Source organism: uncultured Methanobrevibacter sp., assembly GCF_902801725.1.
Taxonomy (GTDB): domain Archaea; phylum Methanobacteriota; class Methanobacteria; order Methanobacteriales; family Methanobacteriaceae; genus Methanocatella.
Window position 1 is genome coordinate 1 of the sequence record NZ_CADCJB010000034.1, and the last position, 17,942, is coordinate 17,942.

Here is a 17,942-nt window from a genome sequence, read left to right on the forward strand (position 1 = left end):
TTCGTATAAAACAAAATTATATATAATAACAAATTAGATAATAATATCAATTCATAGATAACACATCCATGAATAAAAACATTAATAAAAGGAGATATTATGAAAGCAAACGCACAAAAAATAGCTGATGGAGTATACTGGATTGGTGTACTCGATTGGGACTTAAGAACCTATCACGGTTATACCTTAGACGGAACCACTTACAATGCATACATTGTATTTGGAGAAGATGAAGTAGCAATCATTGATAATGCTTATCCTGGAAAAACAAAAGAAATGATGGCACGTATCGATGACGCTTTTGCTCAAGAAGGAAGAGAAGTCAAAGTTGACTACATCATTCAAAACCACGTTGAAAAAGACCATTCCGGAGTTTTAGTGGACTTACACAAAAGATTCCCTGAAGCACCTATCTACTGTACCAAAATTGCAGTAAACGGATTGTTAAAACATTACCCAGCACTTGAAGGCGCTGAATTCATCACTGTAGGAACTGGAGACTCTTTAGATGTCGGTGGAAGAACATTAGCATTCCTCGATGCTTTCTTATTACACTGGCCTGACAGCATGTTCACCTTGCTTGCTGATGAAACCGGAATTTTATTCCCTAACGACGCATTCGGTCAACACCTCTGTTTCACCCAAAGATTCTCAGATGAAATCCCAGAATACGTCTTAATGGATGCAGCTCAAAAATTCTATGCAAACTTAATTACACCTCTTTCCAAATTAGTACTTAAAAAATTAAACGAAGTAGTGGAATTAGGCTTACTCGACTCCATTAAAATGATTGCACCATCCCACGGTCAAATCTGGACTGACCCAATGCAAATTATCGGAGCTTACCAAAACTGGGCTACCGGCGTATGTGAAGATAAAATCACAATCATCTACGATACAATGCACTACTCAACCCAGCAAATGGCTCATGAAATTGCAGAAGGTGCAATGTCTGAAGGTTACGATGTAGAAATCTTCTTCTTACACGAAGATGAAAGATCCGAAATCGTCAAAAGCATCTTAACAAGTAAAGGAATTGCTGTCGGTGATCCTACCATTAACGATGTACCATACCCAAGTATCGGAGACATCATGTACTACTTGAAAGGATTACTCTTTAACAGAACCGGAATTGTAAGAAAAGCAGTTACCTTCGGTTCAATGGGTGGAAAAGGTGGAACACCTGCTATGCTTGCTGAAGAATTAAACAACTACGGATTTGACGTGGTAGACACTCAAGAAATTACTTTCGTTCCAACTGCAGAAGAAGATGAAACAAGTTACGAGTTAGGTAAAAAATTAGCACAAGCATGTAAAGAGTTATAAATTCGGAAATTATATAAAATGTAAAAAATAATATACCTAATGGAGATTGATATTTATGGTAAAATACGAACATGAAATTGGAATTACAAAAGGAACTCCTGTGGAAAAATTTGTCGCAGGAAACTTTGAAGGAGAAACTAACGAAGTAGGTATTTACTTAGCTATGTCCAGACAAGCTTCCAGAGAAGGTTATGGGGAATTAGCTGAAGTATTTAAAAGATTAGCATGGGAAGAAGCTGAACACGCTGCAAGATTCTGTGAAATGAACGGAATCATCAAACCTACCCTCAAAGAAAACATCGAATGGATGATGGGTGGAGAAAAAATGGCTAACGCAGAAAAAAGAGAAGCTTCCGAAAAAGCTGAAGAAGCTGGAATCGAAACTGCTGCTGATTTCTTCCGTGAAAGTTCCAAAGACGAAGGTCGTCACTACAAAATATTAGAAGGAATCTTAGAAAGATATTTCTAGATTTAAAAATATGAAAGAATTTTACAATTCTTTCCCTTATTCTTTTTTTACAATATATGATTAATTAAATTAATTGAACTGGATAATCATGACTATTTTTTAACTGAAATTAACATTAACAGCAGGCTTTGAAAAAATAAAGTGTTTTAAAAAGTGAGCATATATATCATTAGAAAAAAAAGCCTGAAGTTACTTAAATTCAATCGTCAATGTTAAAATTCAAGTTGTTCAGCAATGCACATTTTACAAACTGCATTAGGAGATTCCAAATTGGCATCCTTGACCGGGCAATAGAATACGCCGTCTTTTTCTTCAACATATAGCGATCCTGGAAATGGAGTCCCAACCGGATGAATCGGCTCTTCAAGAATGAATGTGGTATAAATTGAAATTATTCCGTAAATCAATGGAAACTTTGTTTTTGAAGTTACGGATTCATTAATATGATATGATTTCAGGGTAGCAACCGCATCAATGAACTCTTCCTTGTCAATATCATGGTCATATTCATTGTCATCACCTGAAACATCCTTAATACGACCCAAAAAGTACTTGGCATAAACCTTATGGCTTTTATCCTTATAATTTTCCTGAACATATTTGCTTTCTTCTATCATCTCAGCATTAACTGCCATCAAATCAAATACTGATATAGATGAAGAATATTTCTTCAAAATATCTAAAACGGCACCACAGGAAACAGTCTCTTCACCTGAGGCCACATCCGAAAAGTCATCATACATCTCTAACGACAAGCTCATGAAATTCATCCCTTAACTAAATAAAACCAGCCACGATACTGAATACAATTACAATTGCAAATACTGCTGAAAGAGAATTAACAATAGGTTTATACTGATTTTCAGATAGCTTATAACTCAATAAGATTTCAAGCATGTATCCGCCATCCAGCGGTTTGATTGGAAGTATATTGAACAGGCCAATTCCCAAATTCAAAGTAAAAATCCATTGGAAAATTTCGGCCAGAGTAAACAGTGCCCAAGGAAGGTCGCCCATTGAATTGTCTTTAAGTTCAAAGTGTTTTGAAGCCTGTATTCCAAAGAAACCTACAGATTCGTTATTTGGATTCTTTCCCAGCACAACATTGTAATTTCCCTGGTCTGTTTGAACCGTCACGTTGTCGCCTGGAGAGAATGAGGAAACGATATCAATATAGTTTTGGGAATTATTAATCTTATTGCCGTCAATTGATTCAATAATCATACCCTGCTTTAAAATACCTTCAGACGGAGAATCACCTACAATCCTGCTGATTTCAATTCCATCTTCATCAAATAATGCAGGAATTTCATAAGATATGCCTGAAACTATCAAAAGAGCTATCAATGCCAAAGTGATATTTGCCATTGTTCCGGCGCCATAGACCCTGAGGCGGGAAATTCTGCTGGATTTTTTGAGCTCATCTTCATCAGGCTCTACAAATGCTCCAGGAAGTATTGCAACCAGCAAAAGCCCAACTGATTTTATGGGAATTTTTTCCCCGACAGCCTGAATTCCATGTGAAAATTCATGTACAATCAATACAGTGGCTAAAGCAATGAAACCTGATAAGAACGGAACATATATGGGTGATCCAGGTATTTCGACACCAGGAAGTACAATCGAAACGCTTGGAGTATCGAAAACCGTTTGAAGAGAACTAAACAATATCCATGCCATTGCAACCATGCCAATATAGCAGACAACAATACCAACATTCATATACCATTTCCAGAATGTTGGAGAAAAATTAGAGATTTTTGAAATAATCCCCCTCAGCTTATCAGTTTTCCACATGATAATCGGGAAATTGATTTCAAAACCGTGATTGGTCAGTTTACTTTTTAATGTTAGAGCCAATATCCAGATAATAAAGAAAGCTATCAAATAATAGTAGATACCATTCATTAAAATACACCTTTAACTACCAAAGTAGTGAATCAAAGAAGACAACGTCAACTATATCATCCTTTTGATATCCTTCATCGTTTTCATCTATTATGATATAGCTGTTCGCCTCAACCATTGACCTAATAATGCCTGAACCCCTGTTCAGCACATGTTTTGCATGATCATCATCAGATGTTGCACGAATAAAATCGCACCTTCCAAGCTGTGAAGGTATCTTAAGCTGAGATATCCTTTTAACAACATGGAAATCAAATGACCTTCCCTGCATTTCAAATAGGTATTTTCTTGCAAACATGTCAAACTGGCTCATGGCAGCAACAGGCTGACCTGAAAATGTAAACACCATAGTATCATTAACGATTCCAGCTCCGGCAGGTTTGCCTGGCCTAATGGCTACACCATGGAACAATATCTCACCAATCTTGTCAACAGCATCCAAAACGACATCGCCTTTACTGATGGCTGTTCCTCCTGTAGTCATTACAACATCATAATCCTCACATGCGTTTGATATTGCAGATACAACTTCATCAAATGAATCTCCTGCATGAGTCAAATCTGCAACGGCTCCTGAATCCTCTACCATTGCCTTGATAGTAAACTGATTGGAATTGATAATTTTTGCTTTGTCTATTTCCTCCTTGGTAGGCTCGACCAGCTCATTGCCTGTTATGATAATCATGACTTTAGGCTTTTTGAACACTTTTACGGTATCATAACCTGCTGATGCAATCAAACCCATCTCCTGATATCTGATAAATGTATTTTTGGAAAGGATCTTTTGACCTTTCTCGATGTCCTCAGATTTTGGGCTGACATTTTCGCCGGGAGTTACCTGAGAGAAAATTGTTAACTCATCACCATCGGTTGTAGTGTATTCCTTCATAATGACGGCATTAGCACCATCAGGGATAGGTGCTCCTGTAGCTATAACGATTGCTTCATTTTCACCGACAGTTTTGGAAGAAAAATCTCCTGCACCGATAGCATCAACTATTTTTAATTTTTTAGGAGCGGATTGGGAAGCACCAAATGTATTTTCACCAATTACTGCAAAACCATCCATTGCAGATTTGTCAAACGGTGGAGAATCATGAAAAGCCATGATATCTTCAGCCAAAACCCTTTTATGGGATTCTGCAATAGGAATTTCTTCAATATCAGTAACCTTTTGATTATCGCTGATTAATTTTGATGCATTTGATAGAGACTCCAATTTAGATAAGAACATTAAAATACTCCCCCAAGCAATTTATGCCATATACTGTTCGATTACTCCATGATATGCATCATTTAAATCATCAAAACTGAACTCATGACCGTTAATATTAAATGAGTTGCCTTTTACCTCACCGATTACTTCAACATCCACATCGATTTTAGATAAAATGTCATCAACTGCATCCGCTTTAACAGTTAACAGGTACCTTCCATGGCTTTCTGAGTATAGCAACTGGATTTTATCCAATTCTTCATCAGTCAATTCAACTTCACAGCCTAATCCTGACTTGATGAACATTTCTGAAAGTGCTACAGCCAAACCACCTGCGGATACGTCATGAACAGCAGTAATATTTTTGTCTTCATCCTCATCAATCAATTTCAATACGCATTGACCGTTGGCCACTTCATCTTCAATCCTAATTCTTGGAGCAGTTCCTATTTCCAAACCGTGTATGGTTCTGTGATATTCAGAACCGGTCAATTCATCATAAGTCTTACCGATTAAAAGGATTTTATCCCCTTCATTTTTAAAGTCCATAGTTCTGATGTTTTTAATGTTTTCAACACCAATTACACCAACAGCCGGAGTTGGATTGATTTTGATTCCTTCAGTCTCATTGTAGAAACTTACATTTCCGCTTATGACTGGAGCATCGAATTTTTCGGCCACCAAACTCATTCCTTCAATAGCTGTTTTGAATTGCCATAAAATTTCGGGTGTTTCAGGATTTCCGAAGTTTAAGCAGTCCACAACTGCATATGGAGTAGCTCCCATTGAAATGACATTCCTTATAGCCTCTGCAACACATCCTCCTGCTCCGTCAAATGGAGACAATTTTGTGTGGATTGTATTTGAATCTGTAGTAAGTGCAATAGCTGTTTCATCATCAATTCTAAGTACTGCAGCATCATCGCCAGGTTTTACAACAGTTCTAACTTGAACCTCATGGTCATATTGTTTGTAAACCCATTCTTTTGATGCGATGTTTGGGCTGGACAATAATTTTGGCAAGGATTCATAAACTCCAGGTTCTTTTAAGTCAGGTTTTTGAGTATCTTCTGGGATTTCAGCGATTGGTCTGTCAATTGAAGGAGGGTCTGCAAGCAATATTGTTGGAAGATTTGCAATTTCATCCCCTTCATCAGAAATAATCATGTTGTTTCCTTCAATGACTTCCCCTATTACTGATGAAACGATTTCATGTTTGTCACAGATTTTTTGAGCAAGCTCAACATCCTGAGGGTTTATGACAAATACCATCCTTTCCTGAGACTCTGAAAGCATGATTTCATATGGAGTCATTCCTGTTTCCCTTAAAGGAATTGCACGTAGGTCAACCAATGCTCCGTTTTCAGATGCATCCACCAGTTCTGAAATACAACATGTTAGGCCTCCGCCTCCCAAATCCTTAACTCCACTAACTTTAATTTTTTCCATTATTTCAAGTGAAGCTTCTAAAACTCTTTTTTTGGTAAATGGATCTGCTACCTGAACCGCAGGTCTGTCTTCGGTTTCAGAATCTGAAGTCAATTCTTCGGATGCGAATGTTACACCATGAATTCCGTCACGACCTGTAGTTCCACCCATTAAGAGAAATACGTCTCCAATATTTGGTGCCTGAGCACGAACAATGTTTTTCTTTTCAACAAGACCGACACACATTACGTTTACCAACGGATTGGTTCTGAATGATTCATCAAATTCTATTTCACCTGCAACAGTTGGAACCCCTACACGGTTTCCGTAATCGGAAATTCCCTTTACGACATGTTCAAAGAGGTATCTTGATTTTTCATCCTCTTCAAGAGGACCAAATCTAAGTGAATCCAAAAGTGCAATAGGCATTGCTCCCATTGAGATGATGTCTCTTAATATTCCACCAATACCTGTACCTGCACCACCGTATGGTTCAATAGCTGATGGGTGGTTGTGAGATTCCATTCCTACAGCTAATGCATATTTATCTGTTACACTTACAAGTCCCGCATCGTCTCCAGGACCTAAAATGATATTTTCTCCTTCGGTTGGGAATGCTCTTAGGAAAGGTCTGCTGCTTTTATAGGAACAATGTTCTGAAAACATTACGTCAAGCATACCTTCTTCAAGTTCATTCATTTTCCTGCCAAGGATTCCTTCAATATATTCAATTTCAGAGTCAGCTAAAGTCATGATAACACCCTAATTTTTAATTGAAATAATTACTTTTTCTCCTTCAATATCCCATTCTTTTGTATAAACGTCAGAATCTTTACTGCATTGTTCAGTATCAGAAATTATTAAGTTTTTAGCTCTGATTTCATGAGAAATAAATTCCGCTTGAGGCACTATTAAATCTTTAAATTCTTCAGATGTTTCAACAGTGACATTAATGTTTGCCTCAACATCAAGGTCCAATTCCTTCCTCATGTCCTGAACCCTTCTTATAAGTTCACGGGCCATCGCTTCCTGCTTGATTTCTGGAGTTATATTTGTGTTTACAAATACATTTCCTCCATCAAATTCAGATGAAACGAAATCATCCGGAAGCTCTGAATCGAACAATACTTCTTCAGAGGACAATTCAATTCCTTCGATAGTAACACTACCATTAGCCTCCAAATCTGCCTTGATTTGATTACCATCAGCTGTTTTTAAACCTTTAACAACTTTTCCCATGTCTCCTTTAAGCTTAGGGCCTAAAATCTTAAGGTTTGGTTTTGCATTAAATGATAGCTTTTCAAATTCGCTTGCGCATAAAACATCTTTGGTATTGGACTGGTCTTTAATAATGTCCTTCAACTCTTCAATAGCGTTTAATATATCCTCATCCTGAGATACGACAGTGATGTCAGATACTGGCCATCTGAGTTTATATTGTGCCATGTCACGTGCCTTAATGGATGCTTCAATCACGTCACGTACAACATCCATTTTAGCTTCCAATTCCTCATCAATTAGCTCTTCATCATATCCCCAATCATTCATGTGAATACTTTCCGGAGCTTCTGGGTTTACACCTCTTACAAGGTTTTCATAGATTTCTTCTGAAACATGAGGAGCTATTGGACATAATACTGAAATTAATTTGACAAGAGCTGTGTATAAGCTGTAATATGCTCCCAATTTGTCAGGATCATCGCTTTCAACCCAGGTTCTTCCACGAATGAGTCTTACATACCAGCGGCTTAAATCCTCCAGGATGAAATTATTGATTTTTCTTGTAGCCTTGTGGAAGAATAAGTCATCCAAATCTTTAGCCACTTCTTTTACCAAGGTATTTGCTTTTGAGATAATCCATTTATCTTCAGCCCTTAAAATCATAGCATCTTCGGTTAATTCCATTGGATTGAAGTCATCTAAAGACATGTAAGTTGTTGAAAATACGTATACGTTCCATAAGATGTTGAACATCTTGTTGATGTTAAGGATTTCCTCCCATACGAATTTCAAGTCATCCCATGGTTTTGAAGCCCATAATAAATAGAATCTTAAAACATCCGCACCATATTTTTCTATTACTTCTTCGGGAGATACGACATTTCCTAATGACTTGGACATTTTGTTTCCGTTTTCATCCAATACAAATCCATGCATCAATACTTTTTGGTATGGGCTTTTACCCATTGAAATTACTCCAGTTCCTAATTGTGAATAGAACCAGCCTCTGGTTTGGTCATGACCTTCTGTAATGAAGTCATATGGGAACCAGTCTGCGAATTTTTCTTTCTCTTCCGGATAATATAGGGATGCCCATCCGGCAACTCCTGAGTCTATCCATACATCAAGCACATCAGGAATTCTTCTGATAGCTTTTCCACAGCCGTCACATTTTACTTCAACTTCATCAACATATGGCCTGTGGATAAGATCTGCATCGCTTACATTGATTTCATTTAATGATTCTGATTTTAACTCATCCAGAGAACCTATAACCTTCAGTTCTCCACAATCAGGACATTCCCATATAGGAATTGGAATACCCCAATATCTTTGTCTTGAAATTGTCCAGTCACGGGCATTATCTACCCAATCATGGAATCTGCCTTCTCCAGCCCATTTAGGTATCCATTCGACTTCTGCAATTTCATCCAACATTTTTTGTTTTATTTCTGTTACTTTCAAGAACCATTGTTTTGTAGCACGATAAATAATAGGAGTTTTACATCTCCAGCATACACCGTATCTGTGTTCAATAGTTTCAACACGATACATTAGGTTTTTATCCTGTAAATCTTCAATAATTTGTTGATTTTCTTCTTTTGTGAATTTGGTTGCATATTTTCCTGCATCCTCTGTGAAACATCCATCTTCACCAACAGGACAGAAAATCGGAAGTCCATTTGCCTGACCTACTTCAAAATCATCCGGACCGTGTCCTGGTGCTGTGTGAACCAAACCTGTACCCTCACCAAGTTCTACGTGGTCTCCAGGTAGGATTGTATGTACTTTTTCTATTTGTGAGTCAAATTCCATTTGTTTTGGAATTTCATCTGCTAAAATATAATCATAAGTCTTGCCAATTAAATCCTGACCTTTGACTGTTTTGATGATTTCATACATCACTTCTTTCTCTTCGATGATTTTATCTTCCTCATCCTCATTTTCAGCAGGTATTTTGGTTCTGTGGATTTTAATTCTTTTTCCTAAAACATCTTCCATCAGGTTTTCAGCTAAAATATAGGTTTCACCGTCTTTTGAAACATAAACATAATCGAATTCAGGATTTGCACAGATTGCAAGGTTTGCAGGAAGTGTCCATGGAGTAGTTGTCCAAACTAAAAAATAAGTGTCCTTTTCACCGGTTACAGGGAACTTAATATAGATTGATGGGTCAACTTTTTCCTCATATTCAATTTCTGCTGCAGCAAGTGCTGTTCCACAGTGAGGACACCAGCTGATAACCCTTTGGTCATTTACAAGCAAATTCTGTTCGTTTGCCCTTTTAAGTGTCCACCATGATGACTCCATATATTTTGGGTCAAGTGTCATATACGGGTCGTCCCAATCCATCCAGACACCCAGCTGGTCGAATTGCTGTTCCATTGCTACCTTGTTTTCAAGGGCAAATTCCCTACATTTATCGACGAATTTATCGATACCTATTTCTTCAATTTCCTGTTTTGATTGAATATCCATCAGGTGCTCTACCTTATTTTCGATTGGAAGACCGTGCATATCCCATCCAGCCTGACGTCTTAAGCTGAATCCGTTCATGGATTTGTATCTAAGGTATGAATCCTTAATAACCTTATTCCAGGCTGTACCTAAATGTATTTTACCGCTACAGTATGGAGGCCCATCCAAAAATGAGTATCTGGGACCTTTTTCTCTAAGCTCGTTGACTTTTTTGAAAGTTTCTTCCTGTTTCCAGAATTTTTGAACTTTCTTTTCTATTTTATCGTGATCGTATGATTTATCTGCCTCTTTAATTGGCATTTTAACTCCTCAAAAGTAATAGTTTATAATATGTATCTTTTTGTTTTAGATAATAAATAAAGGTTATTGTAATTTTTGAATATTTTAAAAATCTAAAAGATTTAAAAATAAATTAAAAGCGGAAATCGTGAATTTGAAATGAAGTTTTGCGAGAATCAAGCAATATTATGTAAAAAAAATAATATGAAAAAAATAAAATTGATATAAAATAATAACCTAACTAATAACATGGGATTTTATAGAAAGTACAATACAATTATTAGAACTGTCGATAATTTCATTAAATTATACAAGGTCTCTAAAAAAAGCAAATCTAAGAAAAAAGATGATAAAAAATGAGAATTATTTATCTAATTGATTTTAACTGCCCATATTCCTATATTGGACTTGAAAGAATTAAGAAAGCTTGCAAAAGTCTCAATTTGGATGTCGAATGGGAAATGAAACCTTTTGAACTTGAGCCTGAAGCAGGAAAAAGACCTACCATAAGCATTACTGAAAGATATGCCGACAAATATGACCTCTGCGAGGAGGAAGCATCAGAGAGAATTTCAGAAATTGAAAAAATTGCACTTGATGACGGATTGAAAATCAATTTCAAAGAGATTAAGCTTACAAGCTCAAAGGATGCTCTCAGATTAACAAAATTCGTGCAAAGCAACTATCCGGAAATGACTTTAGACCTTGTAGATAAAATATTTTATTCCAATATGGTTAAAAATGAAAATATTGCTGATATAAACATTTTAACCGATATCGCCATTTCATGCGGATTGGATGAAAGCGAAGCTCGAAAAATACTTGAAAATAATTATTACAACATAGAAATTTTCCTTGATATGGAAGAAGCTATCTCAAATGGAATTACATCAACACCCTGCTTTATTTTAAATGAAAAGGAAGAAAGACTAATAATTCCAGGAGCATTTTCAACCGAAGAGTTTGAAATTGCCCTTAAAGATTTTACTGACGGCAATATTAAATCCAAAACCTATGGATTTGGAACATTGTGAAAAAAGCATATAAAACCTATTAAACTTTTAATAAAAATTATTTAAATAAAATCTAAAACTAATTTTTTTAAAAATAAAAGGGTGTTAAAAATCTCTGTAGTTAACACCCCCATTTAATCTAAAATTATTTCAACAATGTGTTTGAATGCTTCATTTGATTCTGAAACCAATGGATAAATGGCATAAACATGAGTCATTTCTTCACCAACATTAAGTTCAGCATCAACACCATTATCTTTAAGTTTGTTATAGAATTTTACGACATCCGGATAGAATATTTCATGAGTTCCTACGAAGAGTGTTGTTTTTGGAAGATTATCTACTTCACCAAAGAGCGGACTTACTTTATAGTCTTTTGAATCAAGTTCGGCTGCCCATGTTTCGCCCATTTCACGCAGTCCATCCACTCCAAGCATTGGATCAAATTCCACATCATCATAATCACCAGACATTGACACATCAAGCCAAGGAGATATTAAAATTAAGTTTTCAGGCTGAGGCAAATCAATAACGGCCAAATGTTCAGCAAATGCTGCGGACAATCCTCCTCCAGCAGAATCTCCCATGATTATGATAGGCTTATTTATTTCAAGCAAATGCCTATATAACTTTTCAACGATTTCGTAGGTTTCTTCATATGTATGGTTTGGAGCAAGCGGATATATTGGAGCAAATACGCATGCATTAACCTTTTTTGCAAGTTTATCGCAGAAATTAATGTGAACAGACTTAATCTCGTTAACATATATTCCTCCATGAAGATATATGACCAAACGTTCACTGTCTTCAACTTCATTAAAGATTACCATCTGGCATCCAAACATGTCTTTCGTTTCAACCTTAGTGCGATATATTCCTTTTGGTATTTTATAAGGTTCATCTTCTTCAAGAGAACGCTCCTGCATATGTTCATCAGCTTTATCGGCATCATCAACATATTCACGATGCTTTTTATCCAGTGCAATTTCCACAATCTTTGACATTCTTGACATTTTTTTACACCACAAATAATTTTTAAATCAATTTAATCCCTTTTCTTTTCAAACCATGCTTCAGACCTTGTACGGGCATTTTCACGTATGTTCAGGTAGAAGAATGAATAATCACATCCATGATAACTTGCCGGTCCAAAAACATGTTCTATAGCTTCAAGTCCCATAAGTTTTGATATTGCATATTGTTCAAATTCAGGATTCATCACCATAACTGAACCTCTTTCAAGGTCAATCACTGCATCTGCTTTTATAGGTAATTCGTCCATTCCATCATCTGCCAAATGTGGCACGAAAGTTCCAAGATTTAGCTCTGCATCTGCAGGTGTTTCATCAACACGCCAATTAAGCGGATTTATTGAAATTGCACCTGGAGAAATAACAAGTGAGTCCTTACCTTTGTTTGCAGGTCCTTCAGTATTCCATGAAACAACAACTCCCAAATCATCGGCAGTTTGTGCTGCTTTGATGTGCGGGTTCTCCTCCAGATATTTCTTAGTTAAAGAGTCACCAATACAATATGCAGCAATCATGTTTTCATAGTACTCAGGATGCTCTTTCATATATTCGGACAAAACCATGTAACATAGCCTTGATCCCTGTGAATGCCCTGCAAAGAAATATGGCCGTCCATCATTCAAATTTTCAAAATAATAATCCAAAGCAGCATAGACATCGGTTCTTGGTTCTGCCCATTCAGCGTTATATACTTCCTCAAAACTCATCATTGGAAGTTTTAATCCATTCACCTGCCTCCAGTATGGGGCAAAGATATTTGCAATACCCTCAAATGCAGTGGCTTCATGAGCAAAATTAAGTTTTGCCCCTTCCACCATGGATGAATTGTCAATGTCACAGATGATATCAGCTTCGGGGTCATTACAGCTTGAAGGATAAAGAAATATCAAATCTACTGATTTATCTAGGTTTTCCGGTAGTGCTAGCCAATGTTTATTTTCTGAATAATCTGGCGCAGTTCCTATAAATGGTTTTTCAAACATTATTTTCCTCCTAATTCATATATTGGATGGTCTGAAGTGATGTAATTTAAAATTAAAGTAACTATAAGGCAAAAAAATAGATGATATTGAAATCATTCATCACCATATTTTTCGCTGTATTCTTCTTTAATATGTGCTTCTAGTTTCTTTCAACCATCTCTTGTTTATTACTAATTTCTTTTCTTGTTTTTTGATTTAGCGATATTCTATAGATTCATCTATTTTTTCTTTAAATGTCTATTTTTATTCATCTTAAATAAATTTTACCTTATATTAATACATATTTATATGATTACATTAATTAATAGTTTTTACTATTTTTTTATTATTTAAATCATTATTATAGTGAGATGATAATTTCGGTTTAAGAAAGTACTTGAAATTGGGTTTGATTTTTGAGTTTACCCCTTGTATAGTGCAGAAGCAGTATCCTAATTGCAGGAATATATTTAATAGCATTCGGATTTGTTCCATTATTATTTGTATGTTTTTTTACGAGACGAAAGCAAAAATTATAATAAGCCATTAAACCTTTAAATACTTAAAAACAAAAAGATAAACCTATGATTTTGAATAAAACAACCAATGAATTAATTAATATCAAAATAACATATGCAAATAATTTTTTCAATCGATTTAAAGGATTGATGATGAAAAAGGATATTGACTTTGCAATATTATTCTTAAACCTGAAGGACTCATCAATACACACCCATTTTATGAGATTTGAAATTGATGTCTATTTTTTAGACAAAAATAAAGTGGTATTTGAAAAAACAAGTCTAAAGCCCTGGAAATATTATAAACCTAAAAAACAGGCAAAATATATTTTAGAAACTAAAAAGGATATGTTAAAAATAAAAATAGGAGATGAACTAGATTTTATCTAGAATTTCATCCGGAGTTTCAAATATTTGAATATTGTCAATGCTTTCCAATTTACGGGTATTTTCAATGTCAATGTCCCTCATATATATTGTAATAATTTTTCCTTCCGAAATTGCATCATACGGACATGAATTTCTGCACAATCCGCAACCTATACATTTCGTAAGGTCAATTTCTGAATGGGGGATAATAGCTCCCTGTTCACATGAAAGAGCAGCTACACAATCATCACAGTTCTGACATTTAGACAGTTCAATTTTAGAAGGTAGAACCGTATCAACAGGTCCCGGATGGATGTCTACAGGCACCATATACACTGGAACGGCACCTTTCCCAGATTGTGCAACGACATTTGTAACCAATGTGTCGGCAATTCCATAGACAATCTTTGAAACTGTATTTGCTGTAGCAGGCGATACTATTGTCAGGTCATATTTTCCTAAAGATAGGCGGCCAGTAATTGGATATGAAAATTTCTGGTTTGAATCAGTGGCTAATTCACGATATTTTCCGCCTGTCAAACGTTCAACACGTTCATAAAGTCCATACATCTTAAGAACTTCTTCTGCAGCACCTGACAAAAATATTGTGACTTCATGTTCATCGGCCAGTTTTTCGGCCAATTGAACAGATTCACGCAGTAAATGACCAGCTCCAGTAAATGCAAATGCGATTCTCATTTTAATCTAATCTGTGATATCTATAAGCTTCCCTGTCTGAAAATGCATAATCGAGTTTTGTGTATTGGTTCATGAATTCAGCAACTTCATCAGCAATATCTTCCTTATCTACGGCTACACGTTTAATGAATTCAGCAACTTCATCCATTTCTTTTTCTTTTAAACCTCTTCTGGTAATTTCCTGTGTACCTATACGGATACCTGACGGATCATCGGAATTGTCACGGTTATCTCCAGGCAGGAGGTTTTTGTTTAGAATTACATTGTTGTCAGCCAATTCTTTTGCGATATCGGATGCTGATCTGATGTTGGTTAAGTCAACGGCAATTTGGTGGGATTTTGTGAATCCTAAGTCTTCGCATAATACATTGAATCCTCTTTCATACAATGCCTGACCTAATGCCTGTGCATTTTTAATGATTTGTTTTGCGTAAGCTTCACCGAATTCCAACATTTCTGCGGTTGCAATACCTAAACCGAGCAAGTGGTGTAAATGGTGGTTACTTACAACACCAGGGAATACTGCATTGTCAATTATATGTTCATTTTCTTTATGTGAGAGAATAATTCCTCCTTGCGGACCAGGGAATGTCTTGTGTGTACTTCCCATCATCAGGTCAGCCCCTTCTTTTAAAGGTTGTTGGAACTGTCCTCCTGCAATAAGACCTAAAACGTGAGCTCCATCGTACATGATAGTAGCTCCAACTTCATCAGCAGCTTCACGAGCTTCCTTAATAGGATGCGGGAATAAGAATAAGCTTCCACCGAATAAAACGATTTTTGGTTTTTCTTCCAATATCTTTTTGTTCATTGCGTCGATGTCAATGTTCATTATGTTTTTGTCCAATGGGTGGAAAACTGTTTTTAGACCATGGATTCCTGCAGCACTTACATCAGCGTGGGAAATGTGTCCTCCTGATGGCACTTCCAAAGCCATTACTTTATCACCAGGTTTTGAAAAACCAAAGAAAGCTGCAAGATTTGCTGTTACTCCTGAAACAGGTTGAACATTTGCATAATCACAGTCATAGAGTTCACAGGAAAGTTTTTTGGTTTTATCCTCAATCAAATCTATGTATTGGCATCCTTCGTAAAGTCTTTGGAATGCCTGTCCTTCAGCATATCTGTGAGCAAAATCAGTTGCAACAGCTTCAGTTACTTCTAAACTGGTAACGTTTTCAGAAGCAATCATATTAATACTGTTTCTCATATATTCAGTATGTTCTTTTGCGATTTTTTCAAAGTTTAAAATTTCGTCATGATAATTAGCCATTTACTACACCTAATATCCAATTAAATATTTATGATTTAATTTTTGTTTATCTTCTAATATAAGAGTTATGAAAGTCAGCTATATTTCAAACTGATTTTCAATACTGAAATAACATAGACCATCATGACAAATGCAATGACTAAAAATAGGAATCCGCCGACAAATATGGACATTACTCCAAAACCATCTACAAGAAATCCGCCTATTGCTATACCAATTGCTATTCCACCATTCAATACGCTTAAAAATATTCCGTTTGCAAGTTCAGGACTTTTAGGCAACAGCGATGTTTCAATATACTGGATGAGGTTATAGCCCATTCCGTCAAGAATGCCAAAGATCAATATTAAAATCAAAACGGCAGCCAAATACTTTGCAAAGAAATACAATAATACGAATACCAAAGCACATACTATATGAAAAACGATTAATGTAGCCTTGTCCCTAAGGACTATTAGTTTTCCTCCAAGCCAGGTTCCAAAAATTGAGAATAGTCCATATGCTAACAGAACCATGCTTAATTTGTATGTGTGAATTTGACTTACAGTCTGGAGGAAATATGGAATGTAGTTGTAAACGATGCTTGCGCCGATTGGCATCATCACTATTCCTATTGTCGATAAAATGAATTTTTTAGATTTCAAACTTGAAAAAGGCACTTCATAGCTTTTCGATTTTCCAGGAATTTTTGGGAAAAATATTAAAATCAGAAGCAATGTCAAAAAATTAATTGAAAAAATCCAAATCATTGCAATCTTATATCCAAATATCGTACCGAAACCTGTTGTTATTGGAAGACCAATGATACTTCCAACAGAAATTCCAAGCAAAATCTTAGTTATATAATCCTGTTTTTGATTGACAGGAGCAATTTCTTCACAAACTGTTAATGCAAGTGAAATGAACGCCGGATATACGACAGCTGAAAGAATTCTGAATATTGAAGCTATCAAAATACTGTCTGTAAAGATAATAATGAAATTGGATATTGCAAAGATTCCCAATATAAAAGAAAATGTTTTCTTTCTTTCATACTTTGAAAATAAGATGGGTATGAACAGCCCACTTAGCGCAATCGTGAATGTAAATGAACTGACATATAATCCGGAAATAGAAATTGATGTATTAAAATACTCGGATATTTGAGAAATGATGCCTATTATGCTCAAAGGAGTATTTATACCAAAGGTAGACAACATCAAGATATATAAAAGCAGTTTCGGATTATACTTCATATTTTCAATTCCTTAATAACAATAGTTATGTTAAAAATAGCATATAAATCTTGAGAAATTAAAGGAACAGGAAAAATTAGAAAAAATATCAGTAAATCAAAAAAAAAAGAAAAAAAAGAAATAGAGAAATTAATCTCTAAATCTATTTACCTATGTCTTCAAGAGCAGCACTGATTTGTGCCATAATTTGCTCGGTTTTGAAGTGTTGTTGGTTCATAGCACCGGATGGACATGCACCTACACAAGTTCCACATCCTTTACATAATGCGGAGTTAATTTGTGCAAATTCTTTTCCACCTACACCGGTTGCAATAGTAATTGCTGCGAATGGACATAATTCAACACATACTTGACAAGCACCACAAACAGCGTCGTCGTTGGATGCAATAATAGGTTCGATTTCTACTTCTCCTTTAGCCATTGGGATTGCTGCTCTGGATGCTGCAGCTGAACCTTGTGCTACGGAGTCAGGAATATCTTTAGGACCTTGTGCTACACCAGCAATGTAAACACC

General features: G+C 35.8%; 15 protein-coding genes. 4 read left to right on the plus strand and 11 right to left on the minus strand.

Translation table 11 applies throughout. The features are described from left to right. Window positions 1–99 precede the first annotated feature (99 nt). Together QZV68_RS07930 and QZV68_RS07935 are read left to right on the plus strand one after the other, a co-directional pair. Window positions 100–1,326 (plus strand): FprA family A-type flavoprotein, encoded by a 1,227-nt coding sequence (locus tag QZV68_RS07930; RefSeq protein WP_296880270.1) that lies wholly within the window; start codon window positions 100–102, stop codon window positions 1,324–1,326. Window positions 1,327–1,381: 55 nt separating this feature from the next. Continuing rightward, window positions 1,382–1,795 (plus strand): ferritin family protein, encoded by a 414-nt coding sequence (locus QZV68_RS07935; RefSeq protein ID WP_292607738.1) that lies wholly within the window; start codon window positions 1,382–1,384, stop codon window positions 1,793–1,795. Between the two features lie 212 nt (window positions 1,796–2,007). Here the strand turns inward: QZV68_RS07935 and QZV68_RS07940 are convergent, their stop codons facing one another. The 5 genes from QZV68_RS07940 to ileS are packed head-to-tail and all read right to left on the minus strand — an operon-like array spanning window position 2,008 to window position 10,346. Then, complete coding sequence (locus tag QZV68_RS07940) at window positions 2,008–2,556, minus strand: DUF2115 domain-containing protein (RefSeq protein ID WP_296880271.1); 549 nt, start codon at window positions 2,554–2,556, stop codon at window positions 2,008–2,010. Window positions 2,557–2,572: 16 nt separating this feature from the next. Then, window positions 2,573–3,703 carry a site-2 protease family protein gene (locus QZV68_RS07945; RefSeq protein WP_296880273.1) on the minus strand — a complete coding sequence of 377 codons (1,131 nt, stop codon included), beginning with the start codon at window positions 3,701–3,703 and terminating at the stop codon, window positions 2,573–2,575. A 16-nt stretch (window positions 3,704–3,719) separates the two neighbouring features. Next, on the minus strand, window positions 3,720–4,937 hold the full coding sequence (glp, locus tag QZV68_RS07950) for a gephyrin-like molybdotransferase Glp (RefSeq protein WP_296880275.1): 1,218 nt from the start codon (window positions 4,935–4,937) through the stop codon (window positions 3,720–3,722). Window positions 4,938–4,958: 21 nt separating this feature from the next. Continuing rightward, window positions 4,959–7,100, minus strand: coding sequence for a phosphoribosylformylglycinamidine synthase subunit PurL (gene purL / locus QZV68_RS07955; RefSeq protein ID WP_296880277.1), 2,142 nt, complete (start codon window positions 7,098–7,100; stop codon window positions 4,959–4,961). 9 nt (window positions 7,101–7,109) lie between these two features. After that, window positions 7,110–10,346 carry an isoleucine--tRNA ligase gene (gene ileS, locus QZV68_RS07960; RefSeq protein WP_296880279.1) on the minus strand — a complete coding sequence of 1,079 codons (3,237 nt, stop codon included), beginning with the start codon at window positions 10,344–10,346 and terminating at the stop codon, window positions 7,110–7,112. A gap of 335 nt (window positions 10,347–10,681) precedes the next feature. On the opposite strand from ileS, the gene QZV68_RS07965 reads away from it, so the two are divergent. Further along, entirely contained in the window at window positions 10,682–11,359 is a 678-nt protein-coding gene (locus tag QZV68_RS07965) for a DsbA family protein (RefSeq protein ID WP_296880281.1), read from the plus strand. A gap of 113 nt (window positions 11,360–11,472) precedes the next feature. Here the strand turns inward: QZV68_RS07965 and QZV68_RS07970 are convergent, their stop codons facing one another. Next, the gene (locus tag QZV68_RS07970; protein ID WP_296880283.1) at window positions 11,473–12,351 is read right to left on the minus strand and encodes an alpha/beta hydrolase; all 879 of its coding nucleotides are present in this window, start codon (window positions 12,349–12,351) and stop codon (window positions 11,473–11,475) included. A gap of 32 nt (window positions 12,352–12,383) precedes the next feature. Beyond that, complete coding sequence (locus QZV68_RS07975; RefSeq protein WP_296880285.1) at window positions 12,384–13,352, minus strand: DUF3089 domain-containing protein; 969 nt, start codon at window positions 13,350–13,352, stop codon at window positions 12,384–12,386. Window positions 13,353–13,915: 563 nt separating this feature from the next. Between QZV68_RS07975 and QZV68_RS07980 the strand changes: the two genes are divergently transcribed. Then, window positions 13,916–14,242 carry a DUF192 domain-containing protein gene (locus QZV68_RS07980; protein WP_296880287.1) on the plus strand — a complete coding sequence of 109 codons (327 nt, stop codon included), beginning with the start codon at window positions 13,916–13,918 and terminating at the stop codon, window positions 14,240–14,242. Here QZV68_RS07980 and QZV68_RS07985 read toward each other — a convergent pair. The 4 genes from QZV68_RS07985 to QZV68_RS08000 form a co-directional block, all read right to left on the minus strand. After that, window positions 14,228–14,920, minus strand: coding sequence for a dihydromethanopterin reductase (acceptor) (locus tag QZV68_RS07985; RefSeq protein WP_296880289.1), 693 nt, complete (start codon window positions 14,918–14,920; stop codon window positions 14,228–14,230). The genes QZV68_RS07980 and QZV68_RS07985 overlap by 15 nt on opposite strands. A gap of 1 nt (window position 14,921) precedes the next feature. Then, on the minus strand, window positions 14,922–16,193 hold the full coding sequence (gene glyA / locus QZV68_RS07990) for a serine hydroxymethyltransferase (RefSeq protein ID WP_296880291.1): 1,272 nt from the start codon (window positions 16,191–16,193) through the stop codon (window positions 14,922–14,924). A 74-nt stretch (window positions 16,194–16,267) separates the two neighbouring features. Next, the gene (locus QZV68_RS07995; RefSeq protein WP_296880293.1) at window positions 16,268–17,428 is read right to left on the minus strand and encodes an MFS transporter; all 1,161 of its coding nucleotides are present in this window, start codon (window positions 17,426–17,428) and stop codon (window positions 16,268–16,270) included. Window positions 17,429–17,570: 142 nt separating this feature from the next. Then, a partial coding sequence (locus QZV68_RS08000) for a 4Fe-4S binding protein (protein WP_296880295.1) occupies window positions 17,571–17,942 on the minus strand: 372 nt, incomplete at its 5' end.

Bases quoted from the DNA above. Each gene is read 5' to 3' on its own strand.
- QZV68_RS07930 (WP_296880270.1), top strand. From the start codon at position 100: ATGAAAGCAAACGCACAAAAAATAGCTGATGGAGTATACTGGATTGGT.
- QZV68_RS07935 (WP_292607738.1), top strand. From the start codon at position 1,382: ATGGTAAAATACGAACATGAAATTGGAATTACAAAAGGAACTCCTGTG.
- QZV68_RS07940 (WP_296880271.1), bottom strand. From the start codon at position 2,556: ATGAGCTTGTCGTTAGAGATGTATGATGACTTTTCGGATGTGGCCTCA.
- QZV68_RS07945 (WP_296880273.1), bottom strand. From the start codon at position 3,703: ATGAATGGTATCTACTATTATTTGATAGCTTTCTTTATTATCTGGATA.
- glp (WP_296880275.1), bottom strand. From the start codon at position 4,937: ATGTTCTTATCTAAATTGGAGTCTCTATCAAATGCATCAAAATTAATC.
- purL (WP_296880277.1), bottom strand. From the start codon at position 7,100: ATGACTTTAGCTGACTCTGAAATTGAATATATTGAAGGAATCCTTGGC.
- ileS (WP_296880279.1), bottom strand. From the start codon at position 10,346: ATGCCAATTAAAGAGGCAGATAAATCATACGATCACGATAAAATAGAA.
- QZV68_RS07965 (WP_296880281.1), top strand. From the start codon at position 10,682: ATGAGAATTATTTATCTAATTGATTTTAACTGCCCATATTCCTATATT.
- QZV68_RS07970 (WP_296880283.1), bottom strand. From the start codon at position 12,351: ATGTCAAGAATGTCAAAGATTGTGGAAATTGCACTGGATAAAAAGCAT.
- QZV68_RS07975 (WP_296880285.1), bottom strand. From the start codon at position 13,352: ATGTTTGAAAAACCATTTATAGGAACTGCGCCAGATTATTCAGAAAAT.
- QZV68_RS07980 (WP_296880287.1), top strand. From the start codon at position 13,916: ATGATTTTGAATAAAACAACCAATGAATTAATTAATATCAAAATAACA.
- QZV68_RS07985 (WP_296880289.1), bottom strand. From the start codon at position 14,920: ATGAGAATCGCATTTGCATTTACTGGAGCTGGTCATTTACTGCGTGAA.
- glyA (WP_296880291.1), bottom strand. From the start codon at position 16,193: ATGGCTAATTATCATGACGAAATTTTAAACTTTGAAAAAATCGCAAAA.
- QZV68_RS07995 (WP_296880293.1), bottom strand. From the start codon at position 17,428: ATGAAGTATAATCCGAAACTGCTTTTATATATCTTGATGTTGTCTACC.